Raw genomic sequence first — 15,106 nt, 5'->3', positions numbered from 1 at the left:
TCCTCCATCAGCGCCATGCCGAGACCCATGATGATGCCGCCGCGAAATTGACTGCGCGCTGTCTTGAGGTTGAGGATGCGGCCGCAATCGAATGAGCCCAAGAACCGGCTGACGCGCGTCTCACCGGTGACGGTGTTGACGCGAACTTCGCAGAACAGCGCGCTGTGCGAGTGCATCGACCAGTGCATCGTCTCCAGTGGCAGCGACCCCGCCTTGGTCGCCGATACGCTGTCTCTCTGCGAACGGCCGAGGATCGAGGCATAGCTCTCCCGCCGCGTCGGGTCGGCGAGGCTGCCTAGCCCGCCGTCGTCGCAGCCGACCTCGTCCGGCGACAGGCCGGCGAGCGGGGAATCGTTGCCCGCGAGCTTGATGAGGTCGCCGACCAGCGCAGTCTGTGCGGCGATGACCGCCGCGCCGATCGCCGCGGTCTGCTGCGATCCGCCGGCCATGATCGCGCCGGGAATGGCGCTGTCGCCGTATCCTACCTCGACCCGGTCGAGCGGCAGGCCCAGCCGCTCCGCCGCAACGATCGCGGTGGTGGTGGACGTGCCCATGCCCATCTCCGCCGCCGCGACCTCGACCAGCGCCTTCACCCCGTCGCCATCGCGGGTCAGGGTAATGCGCGCCTCCGCGCCGGGCATCCGGTAATAGGGATAGGTGCCCGTGGCGCAGCCGACGCCGACCAGCCATTCGCCCTCGCGCCGCGTGCTGCGCGGCGGGCGGGCGTGCCAGCCGAAGCGCTCCGCCCCGTCGCGCCACGCCTGCGCGATATGGCGCGAGGAGAAGGGCAGGCCATTCGTCGGGTCCTTGTCGGGCTCGTTGCGCAGCCGCAGCTCGACGGGATCGATGCCGAGCTCCACCGCCAGCTCGTCGATCGCGGATTCGAGCGCGAAGGTGCCGACAGCTTCGCCCGGCGCGCGCATGAAGGTGTTGGCGAGCATGTTCATCCGCGCCACCTCCACCTTCAGCAGGATGTTGGGCGCGGCATAGGCCGCCTGGGTGCCGAGGATGAACGGCTCGGGCATGCTGTTTTGCGGCGTCATGACCGACAGGCCGGTATGGATCAGCGCCTGGAAGCGTCCGTCCGCATCGGCGCCGATTGCGACGCGCTGTTCGGTTAGCGTGCGCCCGCCGACGACGCGGTAGACGCCCTCGCGCGAGAGGGCGATGCGCACCGGGCGGCGCGCCAGCTTCGCCGCCGCGGCACCGATCACCTGATGGTCCCACAGCCCCTTGCTGCCGAATCCGCCGCCGACATAGGGCGAGGTCAGCCGCACCTTGTCGGTCGCCAGGCCGAAGGTGTCGGCCATCGTCTGCGCCTGCTGCGTGACCATCTGGCTGGCGTCGTGGATCGTCAGTTCGTCGCCGACCCAGGCGAGGGTGGCGGCATGCGGCTCGATCGGATTGTGGTTGTGCCGCGGGGTGCGATAGGTGCGGTCGACCTTGTGCGGCGCTGCCGCGAAGGCCGCCTCCGCATCGCCGATCTCGTTCAGCAGCGGCTGCCCCATGAACAGGCCGGGCTCGATGCCGTTCGCCTTCGCGCCCGCCAGCGTCGTGGTGGAGGGCTCCGCCCCATAGGTGATGCGCAGCAGCGAAGCGGCGTGATCGGCCTGCTCCTGCGTCTCGGCCAGGACGCAGGCGATCGGTTGTCCGTTCCAGTGGATGCGATCGTCCTGCAGGATCGACAGGTCGGCCGGGCCGACCGCGGACGGCGAGGAGCCGAAAACCGGCGGCGTCGCCATCCGCGGAGCGTTTAGATGAGTCATCACCAGCACGACGCCGGGCGCGGCCTCCGCCGCCGCGGTATCGATCGCGGCGATCCGCCCGCGCGCGATCGTGGCGTAGGCGAGTGCGGCATAGGTCATGTCGGCGAAGCGATGCTCCGCGGCGAAGGCGGCGTCGCCGCGCACCTTCAACGCGCCGTCGAGCCGGGAGACGGGCTTGCCGATCAACCCGTGCTTGCGCGCGATCAGCGGATCGGGAACGCCGCCGGGGATCCAGCTATCCGGGGCGAGCGGCACCAGCTTCGTCATGGCGCCCTGCACCAGTCCCTGCGCCGCCTGCTTGGCACTGTCGATGATGCTCATGCCGCGTCTCCCATCGCCAGTTCTTCCAGAACCGCTGCCAGCGTGCGGCTCGCGAGCGCCGGTTTGAAGGCATTGTCCCGCAAGGGGCGTGCGTCGACGAACTCCGCCGCCGCTGCATCGAGGAAGGCCTGGTGCGTGGCGGGGCGATCGAGCAGGGCCGCCTCCGCCCGCATGGCGCGCCACGGCTTGTGCGCGACCCCGCCGAACGCGATCCGGACCTGCTTGATGCGATCGCCCTCCAGCTCGAGCGTCGTCGCGACGGATACCAGCGCGAAGGCGTAGCTCGCCCGGTCGCGCACCTTGCGGTAGGTCGATCGCGTCCCCGCCGGCAGCGGCGGCAAGGCTACCGCCGTCACGAGGTCGCCGAGTTCGAGGTTGGTGTCGCGATCGGGTCGGTCGCCGGGCAGGCGATGGAAGTCCGCGAAGGGGATCGTGCGCGGTCCCGCGGGGCCGTCGACGTGCACCGTCGCGTCGAGCGCGGCGAGCGCGACGCACATGTCGGACGGATGGGTCGCGACGCAGGCGTCGGAGCCGCCGAGGACAGCGTGGATGCGGTTGAAGCCTTCGCGTGCGTCACACCCCGAACCCGGCTGCCGCTTGTTGCACCGCGATCCTTCGGTGTCGTAGAAATAGGTGCAGCGCGTGCGTTGCAGCAAATTGCCACCCACCGTCGCCATGTTGCGGATTTGCGCCGACGCGCCGGCCAGGATCGCGCGCGACAGCAGGGGATAGCGCGCGCGAACAATGCGGTGCTCGGCGAGCGCGGTGTTGCGGACCGCGGCGGCGATCAGCAATCCGCCATCCTCTGTCTCCTCGATCGCGGCGGGCAGGCCGCTGACGTCGACCAACCGCTCCGGCCGGGCGACCGTCTCGCGCATCAGGTCCACCAGGTTGGTGCCGCCGCCGAGATAGGCGGTGCCGGCGATTGCGCCCCGGCGCAGCGCATCGGCGGCGTCGATGGGGCGAGCATAGTCGAAGGGGGTCATGCCGACGCCTCCGTCGCGAAGGTGGCCCGGATCGCGTCGACGATGCCGTTGTGCGCGCCGCAGCGACACAGATTGCCACTCATCCGTTCCTGGATTTCCTCGCGCGTCCACTGCGCGTCTGCGGCGAGGTCGGCGCTGACGTGGCTCGGCACCCCCCGCTCCAGCTCACTCGCCATCCCGATCGCCGAGCAGATCTGCCCCGGGGTGCAATAACCGCATTGAAAGCCGTCATGCTCGACAAACGCGGCCTGGAGCGGGTGAAGTGCGTCGCCGCCGGCCAACCCCTCGATCGTCGTGATCGCGCGCCCGTCATACTGCACCGCGAGCGCAAGGCAGGACAGTATCCGCTCGCCGTCCACCAGCACCGTGCATGCCCCGCACGCGCCTTGATTGCAGCCCTTCTTCGTGCCGGTGAGGTGCAGGTCCTCGCGCAGATGGTCGAGTAAGGACACGCGAGGATCGGCAGGGCCGTGCACCTGCTTTCCGTTCACGATCAGCGACATGGCAGGTCCCTTCTCATTGGCTTGCACCAGATAAGTAGCAGTCGAACCAACGACATGCTAACTCCGCGCCGCCCGACCCTGCTCAGCGAGGTCGCGACCTGCCTTATAAACCACGGCGGCGGAAAGCCGGTCGGGTAGGCGAAAACCCGTAGCAGGCGGCATGCCACGACGTGAATGAACGGCGAGTTCCGAGATGCGCGGAGTCGGACAGGAATGTCCGTATCTGGGTCGACGTCGCCGCCTCTATCGGGTTTGCGTCCCAGCCCCGCTTGACGCTCTTCCCTCAGCCCAGGAAAACAGACGCCATGATACTGTCCGACATGCTTTTTCCCACCTACGCCCACATGCTTGGCGCGTTGTCCGCCTGGCTCACCAAGGCAGAGGCCCAGCGGCCGGGCGAAGAGGGGGACGCGCTTCTCGCAGCGCGGCTTGCGCCCGACATGTTCCCTCTATCGACGCAGGTGCGCTTCGCATGCCGGCAGGCACAAGAGGGCATCTTCCGGTTGCAAGGGCGTGAGTTCCCCGCGTCGCTCAAGACGCTGCTCGACGAGGGCCGCAACGGCGGCGAAACGCCGGGCACCATGGCCGCAGCGCAGGCGAGGATTGCCGAGACCCTGGGAGTGGTGGAATCGGCTGGAGCGGAGGGCATCGAGGTCGATCCGGCCAGCAGCATTGCGCACGCACTGCCGATCGGTATGGTGCTCGACGTCACGGCCGAGCGGTACTCGCGCGACTGGGCGCTCCCGCAATTCTACTTTCACATCGTAACCGCCTACGCGATCCTTCGCGCGCAAGGGATCGATCTGGGCAAGGCCGATTATGCTGCGCACATGCTTGCTCATCTACGCCCAACTGAAACCTGAACCAGCGCCCGACTGTGGGGAGCGCTTTGAGGGCCGAAAAGGTAGCTCCTTGAGTCTTCACGGCCAAAGCGCAGCCGGAAAGCGGGGGCTGTCGTAATGACGGTGGCGTACCGCTATGATGGCATCTTGGCTCGTCTGACTGCCTCGCTGCCCGCGGGCATCATGTTCCTGGTTGCGCTCGGCCTCGCATGGCTGGCGATGCAGCCTCCAAGCGTCGTGCCCTCGAGCGCTGCGCCGACCGCCTTCTCGGCCATGCGCGCCATGAGCATCGTCCGAGCCGCGTCCTTAAGGCCGCATCCGGCAGGCTCGCCCGAGGCCGCGCGGGTTCGCCGAGTGGTTGCAGCGCGCCTCCGCCTCATGGGAGCGCGTGTCTTCGCGCTGAACGGCATCGGCGTCGGTGTTTCGTCCGGCAAGAACGCGTCGGTGCAGGCCGGCGAGATCGAGACGCTGGTCGCGATCCTTCCCGGTCGCATGCCCGAACTGCCCGCGGTCGCGATGATGGCGCACACCGACTCGGTGCCCGGATCGTTCGGCGCGGCGGACGACGGCGTCGGCGTCGCCGTCGTGCTGGAGACCGCGCGAGCGGTACTCGCCGGTGGCCGCCCTGAGCGTGACGTCGTCCTGATCCTGACCGACGGGGAGGAAGCGGGACTGCTCGGTGCCCGGCTGTTCTTCGCCGACCCCGCCCGCGCCCGGCGGATCGGCGCGCTGATCAACATCGACTCGCGCGGCACGCGCGGCCTTGGCACCATGTTCGAGACCGGGCCTGGATCGGGCGGGCTGGTCGCCAAGTACCGCGCGACGGCCGATCACCGCTTCGCCCATTCGGCGGCGACTTTCCTTTATCGGCAGTTGCCCAACCGGACCGACCTGACGGCGACCGCCAAGCTCGACATCCCGGCGCTCAACTTCGCGTTCCTCGACGGCGAATTTGATTATCACACGCCGCGCGATGCGTTCGAGAACGTTGATCCGCGGACGGTGCAGAGCCTGGGTGATCAGGTGCTGCCGGTGGTGCGCGCGGTCGCCGACGATCCGCGCCCGCTGCTCCGCGGTGGTGACGGGGTGTTCGCGGATGCCTGGCCCGTCGTGTCGGTCCGCTATCCAGCTTGGGCTGGATGGCCGCTTCTGGCGACCGCGATCGGCCTCGCGGGCTTGGGCATGATCCGCGGCGGCGTCGGTGCGACGGCAGTGATGCGAGGGGCTGCCGCGGCGCTGGCCTGCACTATCGTCACGATCGTGACGGCGCGGCTCGGCTACGCGCTGACCGGGGTCGCCGACGACTGGGGCGCGCACCATCGGATCATGGCGACGTTCGGTCGCTATGAAGTTGCGCTATGCCTGGTCGCCGCGTCGAGCCTTGCGGGAGCCGCATCGCTGCTGCGACGCGGTCGGTCGGGACGCGCGATCGCGCTCGGCTGTCTTGTCGCAACAGCAGTCGCGATCGTGCTCGGCCGCCCGCCGCTCGCAACGGGCGTGCTCGGCGTCGCCGCCGCGGTCGCGAGTTGGTGGGCGTTCGCGGAACCGATCGAACAGCGGGCGGTGCGAGCGGGAAGCTTGCTCGTCGGCCTCATCCTCGCGCTCACCGTTCAATCGCTAGCGCCGGCGCTCACACCGCTGATCCTGTTCCCGACGCTGGCGGCAGCGGGGGCGACTGTCGCCGTCCGCTTCGCTCGGCACGGTGCCTGGATCGCGGCGGCACTGGGGGTGCTGCCGCTCGCCTACCTGTTCATCTTCGGCCATTCAGTGCTCTTGGCGCTCGGCGTGCCTACGCCGGAGGCGATCGGCGTCTTCGTGCTGTTCGCGACACCGATCGTACTGCCGTTGGCGGGCGGGGCGCCCCTTCGCTTTACTTTCGCGGCGCTGCTGACGGCTGCGGCGCTGCTGTTGTCTATCCGTGCGACGCCTGCCAGCCCGCGCTATCCCGCATTGTCGCAGCTTTACGGCGTGTCCGATCCGGAGGGCCGTCGCTGGCTTGTCAGTCCACTCGAGCGGCCGGATCCCTGGACGATGGCGATGCTCCGTCGAGATGGCGCGGTGCCGGCCAAGGTGTCGATGCCGCTTGTTGCGGACGATCCGGTCTGGCGCGTGCCCGCCCGCGACTACGCCGTGCCGTCGCCGACGATCCGCATCGCGCGCGAGAGTGAGTGGCGAAGGATCATCGTGACCCCGGGAAGTAGTGGTCGCACGATGACGCTATCGCTCGCGGCGGACACGCCGCTGCAGTCCTTGGTGATCGGCGAACGTGCCGTTTCGGTACCCGGCATGGATCGCACGCGGGTCAAGGTGCGGTGGCAGTCGACCGGCAAGCCCGTCGTGCTGCGGTATCGAAGCCGTCGCGGCAGCTACCTCCAGGTCGTCGCGGCCGAGACAACCGAAGACAGGTTGTCGCTACCGTCGCGGCCCGCAACCGTCGTCGGATGGCTGGGTTCGGACCGGATCATTGCCATGAGAACAGCCTCCTCGCGCGAGTGAGACTGCCGGAGACGAGTCGGTTCTCGTCAGGAAGGCAACATTGAGCGCTGAGCATGCCTGCGCGAGTCGCGGCGATTGTCATCGGCGAGTCGAACTCACGTGAACGGATGACTCAAGTCGGGGAGCAGGAAATCGGCCGTAGATGACCGTTTCCGGGTCTCTCAGTGGAAGCGCTCACCTGGCACTGTCAAACCAACGTGGCACCTCCGATCCAGCACCGTGGTGGTGGACAACTTAGGCCGCTGAGCTATGCTGAGCGCGCTGTCAGTGTCGCGATCTTGCTCGGTGGTTTCTGAGATCGTCCGCCGTTTGCCTGCTTATTAGCAGGCAAACGGGGTAGAAAGTCGGCTTCAGGTCGGTAGGCCCCGTTGCTTTGACAGCACCCCCAGCACGCCATTATGAAGCTGTCATCTTCGCAGACCCCGTTGCATAAGGGCGAGAGCGGTCCGCGTTATATTGGCAGCACCCTCGTGAACCTTAAAGTTAGCGACGAGGAGTCAGGAGGCGCGTTCGGCACCCTGCGCCAGGTCGGCAAGCTCCCCGCTTTCCCGACCTCGGCGTTCGTAAAGAATCTCGAAGAGGGGGCTAGCCATCATCGTGGTAACAATCGCCATCAGCACCAAGATCGAAAACAGCGTCGGGCCGATGATGCCTTTCTGCAGGCCGATGTTGAGGATGATAAGCTCCATCAAACCGCGCGAGTTCATCAGCGCGCCGATGCCAAGCGCGGTTCGGTTGTCCTCGCCCGATAGCCGCGCCGCGAGGTAGCAGGCGCCGCCCTTGGCAACGATTGATGCAGCGAGAATGCCGAGCGTGATTAGCAGCAGCGAGCCCGAGTTCACCGTACCCATGTGGGTGTTCAGCCCTGAGTAGGTGAAGAACATTGGCAGCAGCAGGACGACCGTCAGCGGCTCCAGCTTGCGCTGGATCTCGTCGGAGAGCCGCCCGCGCGGCATTACCACGCCGAGAATAAAACCGCCGAAGATCGCGTGAATGCCGACCACGTCCATCAGGAACGCGGATAAACAGAAGGCAATCATGACAATCGCGAACGCCGACGTGCTCATCAAGCCTTCGCGCTCGACGATACGCGCAAGAGGCGCGAACAAGCGCGGCCCGGTGAAAAGCACAAACAGTGTCCAGAGGAGTCCACCGCCAATCGCAAGGATGGCAACGCCCGCTCCCCCACCAAAAGTCGCGAGCACAATCGCCAGAACGCACCAGGAGCAGGCATCGTCAAAGGCGCCCGCGGTTAGCGACAGCGTACCAAGCGAACTGTCTGCTAGTCCGCGCTCGTTGATGATCCGCGCAAGCATTGGAAAGGCCGTGAGTGCGATACAGGCGCCGAGGAATAGCGTCGCATTCGCCTGGCTGATTCCGGCGGCGAAGAGGCCTGGAACGTCAAGCAGCAGCGGCGTGATTAGCACGGCCATTGCAAACGGCGCTGCGATTCCCGCCAGCGAGACGAATGAGGCGCTCTTCGCCTTAGTGCGAAAATGGTCGAGCCGGATCGTAGTGCCGATCAGAAACATGTACAGGCCGACGCCGAGCTGTGCGCCTGCGTAGAGGACGTTTTTCGTTTCTTTGGGGAAGATTGCACCCTGCACATCAGGCAGGACCAGCCCGAGCAACGATGGCCCGAGAAACACGCCAGCAATCATCTCGCCGACAACCTGCGGCTGACCGAGCAGCTTCTTGCCTAGCCATCCAACCACCCGGCAGGTGACAAGGATTACCGCCAGTTGGAGAAAGAAGTGGATGCTGAAGTCGCCGGGCGCGTAGCTATGCTCGACACTGGGTGCCGGCGGCCCATGCGCCGCAAGAACGCCGGAGACGGTGTCGATCAGGCTGTCCCACCAAGTTGCTTCCACGCTCATACTCCTTCCTTGAGCGGCTTACCCCTGCATGCAGCGCCAAGGTCGTTTGTGCATGCACCTCGACCCGACGCGACTGCCTGTCGCTGCCATTCTCCTTTTTCGGCACAGCTGCCGATGCTGCGGCGCTGATTGTGCCAGCGGATCATCATAGCAGTCGGCACTCCGAATTGCCGCGCCGCAGCCCGCCAGTGCAGCCCGTCTTCAGCCACAGCCTGCGCTCGCGGCCGCAGGTCTATCGGCGACGGCTTGTCCATCATGCCGGCGTCGATTTAGCCAGCACCGTGAAACATATCAGCACATCCGTGTTAAACCCGTTTGACACCTATCGTCTGGAAAACCGCTCTGCTCGGATTGTCCGTGCCGACTTAATCAAAAGGCGTGAGCCTGCGACACGCGTGACCGCGTGGGGACGGCGGTCGTCTGACGGATCTGCAACGACACGGGAATGTTGATCGGGTCGGATGTCGATGCGCGTCCCTTGCGGGCGGCGATGATCAACTCGACAGCGCGAGCCGCGACCTGCGCGACCGGCTGTGTGATCGCGGTCAGTGGTGGATGGGCGAAGCGGACGGCGGGCGTATCGTCGAAGCTGACGAGCGACAATGCTTCCGGAACCCGTACCCCCCGCCCTCGTGCCAGTTCTAGTACGCCGAGCGCCATCTGATCGTTGCTCGCTATGATCGCGGTTGCCGGATCGGCGAGTTCGAGCAACCACGCCCCTGCCGCGCGTCCGGCGTCGTGGCTGAAGTCGCCCGGTACCAGGAGATCGGTCGTATCTAGTTCTGCCGCAGCCATGGCTCCGCGCCAGCCCTCGACGCGCCAGCCGCTCAGCTCGTAGCTCGCCGGACCGGCAACGAAGCCGATCCGGCGATGACCCAGCGCGACGAGATGCTCGGTCGCGATGCGGCCCGCGCGTTCGTCGTCCATAACCAGCATGAAACCACCACCGGCACTGGTCGACCCGATCCGCGCGAAGCTGATCCCCTGCTCGGTCAGCAGCCGGACGATCAGAGGATTGCCGGAGTGCGGCGGTGTAAGAATGACGCCATCAGGCTGAACGGCGGCCAAGGCTGCCATCAGCTCGCGCTCAATATGGTCGCTGTGCGTGTCGACAAGTTCGACGATCATCCGGTAACCGTGCTTGGCGCAGGTAAGCATGCCGCCCAGCAGCATCTGGTCCACCCAGCCGGTACCCTGATCTGACTGCCAGTCGGCGATGGTCCGTGCCCGGTCGTTGAGCGCGAGAATGAAATATGAGTGCGCGCCCGCCATCCGCTGCGCCGCCAGCGAGGGCACGTAGCCCAACCGGTCGATCGCGGCTTGGACGCGTGCCACCGTCTCGTCGCGGACGTTGGGCGCCTTGTTGAGGATGCGACTGACCGTCTGGAGCGACACCCCCGCCTCGGCCGCGACGTGCCGGATGGTAACGGCCTGTCGTCGCTTCGCCACGTTCAGCGCGCGGAACCGCGACGTGCGCCGCAATATTGCGCAACATAGGCGGCATGGTCGGGTAGGCCGGCGACGGTGCGGCGCATCGTGTCGCGAATGGTGCCGAGCAGCCGGTCCAGCTCATCGTCGCGCAGCTTGGCGGCGATCGGATGCCAGCTCTGCGGCACAATGCCCTGGCCCATCATCACCTGTACCCAGCTGTTCTCGGCGAACAGTTCCTCGTTGCGGCGGAACACGCGCCCAGTTTCGCGAAACAGCTCGATCTTATGGTGGAGCGTGTCAGGGATCGGCATCGCGGCGCACTGGCGCCAGAAGGCGCTGTCGCGCCGGTCGGTCGCCTTGTAGTGCAGGATCAGGAAATCGCGGATCTGCACCGCGTCAGTCAGCTGCTGGTCGTTAAACTCGGTCACGTCGCGCTCGCTGATGCCTGCCACCGGGAACAGCCGGAGCAGGCGCAGCACCGCGCGCTGGATCAGGTGGATGCTGGTCGACTCCAGCGGCTCCATGAACCCGCCCGATAGGCCGATCGCGACGCAGTTGCGATGCCACTGCCGCCGCCTCATGCCGGTGACGAAGCGTAGCGCGTTCGGTTCGGTCAGCACCGTGCCCTCGATGTTGCCGAGCAGCCGTTCGAGCGCCTGTTCGCGATCAAGGTAGCGGCTGCAATAGACGATGCCGTTGCCGGTGCGATGTTGCAGCGGGATGCGCCACTGCCACCCCGCGTCGTGCGCCATCGCCCGCGTGTAGGGCACGGGCGGTGCGACGTTCTCCGTCTGCACGGCGATCGCCGCGTCGCAGGGCAGCCAGTGCGTCCAGTCCTCGAAACCGGCATGGAGCGCGCCCTCGATCAGCAGGGCGCGAAAGCCCGTGCAGTCGATGAACAGGTCGCCCTCGATGTGCGTGCCGGAGTCGAGCACCAGCCGTGCGATATCGCCGCTCTCCTCGTCGAGTTCGACGCGCGCGATCTTACCTTCCACCCGGCGCGTCCCGTCCGCCTCCGCCAGGCGCCGCAGGAAACGGGCGTAGAGCGTGGAGTCGAGCTGGTAGGCGTAGTTCATCTGGTCGTCGGGCAGGTGCGCGAACTTGCCCGCCATCGCCGCCAGCAGCTCCAGGCAGTAATCGTCATAGGGGTGCTGGTGCCCCTTGTGTCGGCCGTACAGCCAGAAATGCTGGAACCCCGCCGACCAGTGATCCTTGCCGGTCAGCCCGAACGAGTGGAAATAGCGGCTGCCCCGTTCCTTCCACTCGTCGAACAGGATGCCCAGTTTGAAGGTGGCCTGCGTCTCGCGCATGAAATCGGCTTCGTTGATGCCGAGCAGCCGATTGTAGGTGACGAGCGGCGGGATGGTGGACTCGCCGACGCCGACGGTGCCGATCGCATCGGACTCGACCAGCACCAGCTCGATCGCCGCCCCCATCGTCCGTGCAACCGCCGCGGCGGTCATCCACCCCGCGGTGCCCCCACCAGCGATGACGACGCGGCGGATGCCGCCTTCCCGCTTTCCCGTCTGGCGATTCATCGGCCGAGTGCCCGAAGCAGAAAGGCACGCAGGCGCCCGGCACTCTCGGCGGTCAGCGGCGCGAGGACGCTGCGCGCGGGCGCGGGGATGTGCGCGAAGGCGGCCGGGTCGTGATCGAAGACATAATGGTCGAACATGTCGCGCCAATGCTGTTTCTGGTCCGCGGGCAGATCGCGGATGGAGAGGATCGCGTGGTTGAGAGCGTCCTGCGGCTGGCCGAGCCAGCGCGGGCTCTGCCGCCACCAGTAATTCAGCAGGACGTTGAACGGCGCCAGGCCCTCGACATGGTGCCACCACATCGCCGGCACGTAGAGCGCGTCGCCCGCCTCCAGCTCCGCGACCTGGCCGTGCTCGAGCGCGTCGCGGAAGCGCGGATGCGCGACGAAGTCGGGCGCGTGGAAATCCACCATGCTGATCGCGCGGCCGGCGGGCGTGTTGTCGATCGGCCCCAGGTACAGGTTAGGGAACTGCTGGCGCGGGAACAGCGTGAAGCGGCGCCGGCCCACCGCGACGCAGGCGAGGTTGTCGGGCACGTCGTTGTGCGCGGCGATCCGCGTGCGCGTGCCGATCCAGATGCTGGCGAGCGGGTGGCGATCACCGAGATCGACATGGTTCGCCTCGTGCAGGCCGGTGAAGAAGCCTTTCACGTCAACCGAGGCGAGATAGATCGGTCGCGCATCGGGGGCGTCCTCCTGCGCCGCCAGCCGCGCGAAAATCTCGGGCAGCTTCGACTGAACGGTGGCGAAGTTCATCCCCATCGCCTCGTCGTAGAACAGCCGTCCGTCGGCACCGCTCGCCCCGACCGACACGGTGAACGGCACATCGCGGCGATGCGCCAGCAGGTAGTCGCGCGCCTCTTGCGCGGAGCGGCGCCCGGCGCGCACCAACGGCCAGTCGGCGACCAGCCCGCGAACGACGAACGGCCGGTCCGCCTGGTGCAAGACCGCGTCGAGCTGCGCGGCGTCGGCGAACTCTATCTCGCCAACGGCCGGCAGTTCCGCGAGCGCGCCGGCGTCAGCCATGAAACAGGATCGCGTTCTTGCGCGCGATCAGGCCGGCGAGATTGCCTTGCGAGGCCAGCGCCATGAAGATGGGCATCAGATGCCCCTCACCGTGCAGGTCGTCGAGCGCACTCGCGTCGAGTTCGCGCAACCGGTCCTCGTCGATCACTTGGAAACCGACCAGCCGGTTGACCGACCCGTCGTCGAGCGTGATCTCCAACGTCAGCGGCTCCAGCAGATCGTGCCGGCGTAGCGCGTCGAAGAAGCCGACGCTCGCGCGGTAGCCGGTGTCGAGCGCACCAAGCTTCTCTACCACGCCTTCCAGGAACGGCGTCGCCCGGCCATCCATGTCAAACAGGCGCGTGCCATCTTCCTCGCCGATGCGTGGGCTGCCCATGTCGATATGCACTTGGCCGCCTTCCGTGTCCGGCCCAGCGCGGCCGATCAGAAAGGGCTGGATGTCCATCGCCAGCGGCAGGTAGCGCGCGTCCCATCGACCGCCTTCGGCGAGGTACAGGTTCTCGCCTGCCTCGAAGCCGAACAGCGCCACGGCGATTACGCTGTCATCCTCGATGTTGCGGCGGAACATGATCAGATATTCCTGCTGCACCCGGCGAAACTCATCCGGCACGATCAGGCAGCTCATCAGCGCGTCGCCCATCGCGGCGCCGCGCTCATGACGGACGCGGGTTGCGGCGTGCGTTGCGGGGGTAAGGATTGCGTGATCGGGCATGTCAGTGTCGTTCCATGATGACGGCGCCCCGTTCGCGGCGCAACGCATCGAGATAGGCGCGGTGCGTCGGCAGGCCTGCGGCGAGCGCGCGGGCCCGCTGCTCGACCTGAACCAAGCCGCCGATGATGCCCGCCCCGGCGTCCCGGGCTTTGGCAGGTGGCGGAAAGCCCATGCCGTAGAGGACATATTGATAGCTGGCGGGAGGAAAGACCTCGTCGGCGTGCGGCAGGTCGAAACTTGAGGGCGGCTGATCGCGCCACACCGCCAGCAGCTCCGCCAATCGCGGCGGGATCGTCGCCGGATCGCGCTGATCGCGCCAATAGGGCTCGGTCCGCTCGCTGAGGACGTAGTGCAGCTTCAGGAACTCGACGATGCGGTCCCATCGATAGCGGAACAAGGCATCGAAGCGCCGGGCATGCACGTCCATCGTGTCGCGCCTCGCCGGGAAATTGGCGATCAGCGCGTCGAGCGACAATTCGATCAGCACGATCGCCGACGCTTCCAAAGGCTCCAGGAAGCCCGCTGACAAGCCGACGGCCAGGCAGTTGCGCACCCAGAACCGCTCGCGATGCGCCGAGCGGAAGGAGAGCTTGCGCGCGGGCAGCGCGGCAATGTCGATATCAGGGGCCGTGCGCGCCAGATAAGCGTCGAGCACCGTCCGCGCCGCCTCGTCGTCCATGTAGCGTGACGCATAGACGCAGCCGACCCCGCGTCGCGTCGGCAAGCCGATGTCCCAGATCCAGCCGGCCGGGTGCGCGGTGGCGACCGTCTGCGCGGCGATCGGGCTGCCCGCTGCGACCGGCAACTGCACCGCAAGGGCGGAGTCGTTGAACAGCTCCGCCGAGCGGTCGACCAAGCCTGTCGCCAGCGTACGTCCGATCAGCAGCGCGGTCTGGCCCGTGCAGTCGATGAACAGGTCGCCCGCGACCTCGCCGCTCGCGCGCGTCCGCACCGCGGCGATGTCGCCGTCCACGTCGGTTACTACGTCGGTGACGTGATCGCGCACCAGCCTCACGCCCAGCCGCCCGGTTGCATGATCGGCGAGCAGCGCGGCGAACTTGCCGGCATCCAAATGGTAGGCGTAGTTCAGCGCACCCGCATAGTCGGGCATGCCGCGCTGGCGCGGTGCGAGATCGAGGCCGCAGATCCGCGGCTGCGCGCCCACCGCCTCGGCGAAGCGCTGATCCGCGGCATGCGCCTGCCAGCCAGCCACCACGTCGCGCGGCTCGCCGGCGAGCGGTGGCACGAAGGGATGGTAGTAGCGGTCATCTCCCACCCCCGTCCGCCAGCCGTCGAAGCGTGATCCCTGTTTGAACGCCCCGTCGCACGCGAGCAGAAAATCGGTTTCGTCCAGGCCGATCTGCGCCAGCGTGCGGCGCATCGTCGGCCATGTGCCCTCGCCGACGCCGATCGTCGGCACGTCGGGCGATTCCACCAGCGTCACCTCGACCGTCGTTGCGGCAGTATCGCGCAGCCGGGCGGCCAGCAGGCAGGCAGACAGCCAGCCGGCGGTACCACCGCCGACCACCACCACCTTGCTGACCTCCCGTTCCGTCACGTCGCTGCCCTACCCGTTACGCCGGCACCGACAACCGCAAATCAGCTGACGAGC

The 15,106-nt window shown here is 67.1% G+C and carries 11 protein-coding genes; 2 read left to right on the top strand and 9 right to left on the bottom strand.

Annotated elements, in window-relative coordinates:
- From BM145_RS14850 to BM145_RS14840, 3 genes are all read right to left on the bottom strand, one after another.
- Positions 1 to 2,087, bottom strand: a 2,087-nt coding sequence (locus BM145_RS14850; RefSeq protein ID WP_093334446.1) for a xanthine dehydrogenase family protein molybdopterin-binding subunit, incomplete at its 3' end; no start/stop codon positions are given.
- Positions 2,084 to 3,073, bottom strand: coding sequence for an FAD binding domain-containing protein (locus BM145_RS14845; RefSeq protein ID WP_093334445.1), 990 nt, complete (start codon positions 3,071 to 3,073; stop codon positions 2,084 to 2,086). The genes BM145_RS14850 and BM145_RS14845, both read right to left, overlap by 4 nt.
- Complete coding sequence (locus BM145_RS14840) at positions 3,070 to 3,576, bottom strand: 2Fe-2S iron-sulfur cluster-binding protein (RefSeq protein ID WP_093334444.1); 507 nt, start codon at positions 3,574 to 3,576, stop codon at positions 3,070 to 3,072. Before BM145_RS14840 ends, BM145_RS14845 begins: the two co-directional genes overlap by 4 nt.
- Before the next feature lie 305 nt (positions 3,577 to 3,881).
- Between BM145_RS14840 and BM145_RS14835 the strand changes: the two genes are divergently transcribed.
- Complete coding sequence (locus tag BM145_RS14835) at positions 3,882 to 4,439, top strand: DUF1993 domain-containing protein (RefSeq protein ID WP_093334443.1); 558 nt, start codon at positions 3,882 to 3,884, stop codon at positions 4,437 to 4,439.
- Positions 4,440 to 4,565: 126 nt separating this feature from the next.
- A complete protein-coding gene (locus tag BM145_RS14830; protein WP_177200232.1) occupies positions 4,566 to 6,914 on the top strand; it encodes a M28 family peptidase in 2,349 nt (782 codons plus the stop codon).
- Between the two features lie 497 nt (positions 6,915 to 7,411).
- Here BM145_RS14830 and BM145_RS14825 read toward each other — a convergent pair whose 3' ends face one another.
- The 6 genes from BM145_RS14825 to BM145_RS14800 form a co-directional block, all read right to left on the bottom strand.
- Positions 7,412 to 8,791, bottom strand: a complete 1,380-nt coding sequence (locus tag BM145_RS14825) for a cation:proton antiporter (protein WP_093334441.1) — start codon at positions 8,789 to 8,791, stop codon at positions 7,412 to 7,414.
- 369 nt (positions 8,792 to 9,160) lie between these two features.
- Positions 9,161 to 10,240 (bottom strand): LacI family DNA-binding transcriptional regulator, encoded by a 1,080-nt coding sequence (locus BM145_RS14820; protein WP_093334452.1) that lies wholly within the window; start codon positions 10,238 to 10,240, stop codon positions 9,161 to 9,163.
- Between the two features lie 2 nt (positions 10,241 to 10,242).
- A complete protein-coding gene (locus BM145_RS14815) occupies positions 10,243 to 11,760 on the bottom strand; it encodes a tryptophan halogenase family protein (protein WP_093334440.1) in 1,518 nt (505 codons plus the stop codon).
- A complete protein-coding gene (locus BM145_RS14810; RefSeq protein ID WP_093334439.1) occupies positions 11,757 to 12,782 on the bottom strand; it encodes a cupin-like domain-containing protein in 1,026 nt (341 codons plus the stop codon). The genes BM145_RS14815 and BM145_RS14810 overlap by 4 nt, the downstream gene beginning before the upstream one ends.
- On the bottom strand, positions 12,775 to 13,494 hold the full coding sequence (locus BM145_RS14805) for a SapC family protein (protein WP_093334438.1): 720 nt from the start codon (positions 13,492 to 13,494) through the stop codon (positions 12,775 to 12,777). The genes BM145_RS14810 and BM145_RS14805 overlap by 8 nt, the downstream gene beginning before the upstream one ends.
- Position 13,495: 1 nt before the next feature.
- A complete protein-coding gene (locus BM145_RS14800) occupies positions 13,496 to 15,052 on the bottom strand; it encodes a tryptophan halogenase family protein (RefSeq protein ID WP_245739393.1) in 1,557 nt (518 codons plus the stop codon).
- Positions 15,053 to 15,106: the final 54 nt, after the last annotated feature.

Source organism: Sphingomonas rubra, from assembly GCF_900115745.1.
Classification (GTDB): domain Bacteria; phylum Pseudomonadota; class Alphaproteobacteria; order Sphingomonadales; family Sphingomonadaceae; genus Sphingomonas; species Sphingomonas rubra.
The sequence above is the reverse complement of the archived record's forward strand: the minus strand, read 5'-3'. Positions and strand labels throughout refer to the sequence as shown.

Coding starts and splice junctions, on each gene's coding strand:
- BM145_RS14845 (WP_093334445.1), bottom strand. CDS start 3,073: ATGACCCCCTTCGACTATGCTCGCCCCATCGACGCCGCCGATGCGCTG.
- BM145_RS14810 (WP_093334439.1), bottom strand. CDS start 12,782: ATGGCTGACGCCGGCGCGCTCGCGGAACTGCCGGCCGTTGGCGAGATA.
- BM145_RS14825 (WP_093334441.1), bottom strand. CDS start 8,791: ATGAGCGTGGAAGCAACTTGGTGGGACAGCCTGATCGACACCGTCTCC.
- BM145_RS14805 (WP_093334438.1), bottom strand. CDS start 13,494: ATGCCCGATCACGCAATCCTTACCCCCGCAACGCACGCCGCAACCCGC.
- BM145_RS14840 (WP_093334444.1), bottom strand. CDS start 3,576: ATGTCGCTGATCGTGAACGGAAAGCAGGTGCACGGCCCTGCCGATCCT.
- BM145_RS14815 (WP_093334440.1), bottom strand. CDS start 11,760: ATGAATCGCCAGACGGGAAAGCGGGAAGGCGGCATCCGCCGCGTCGTC.
- BM145_RS14835 (WP_093334443.1), top strand. CDS start 3,882: ATGATACTGTCCGACATGCTTTTTCCCACCTACGCCCACATGCTTGGC.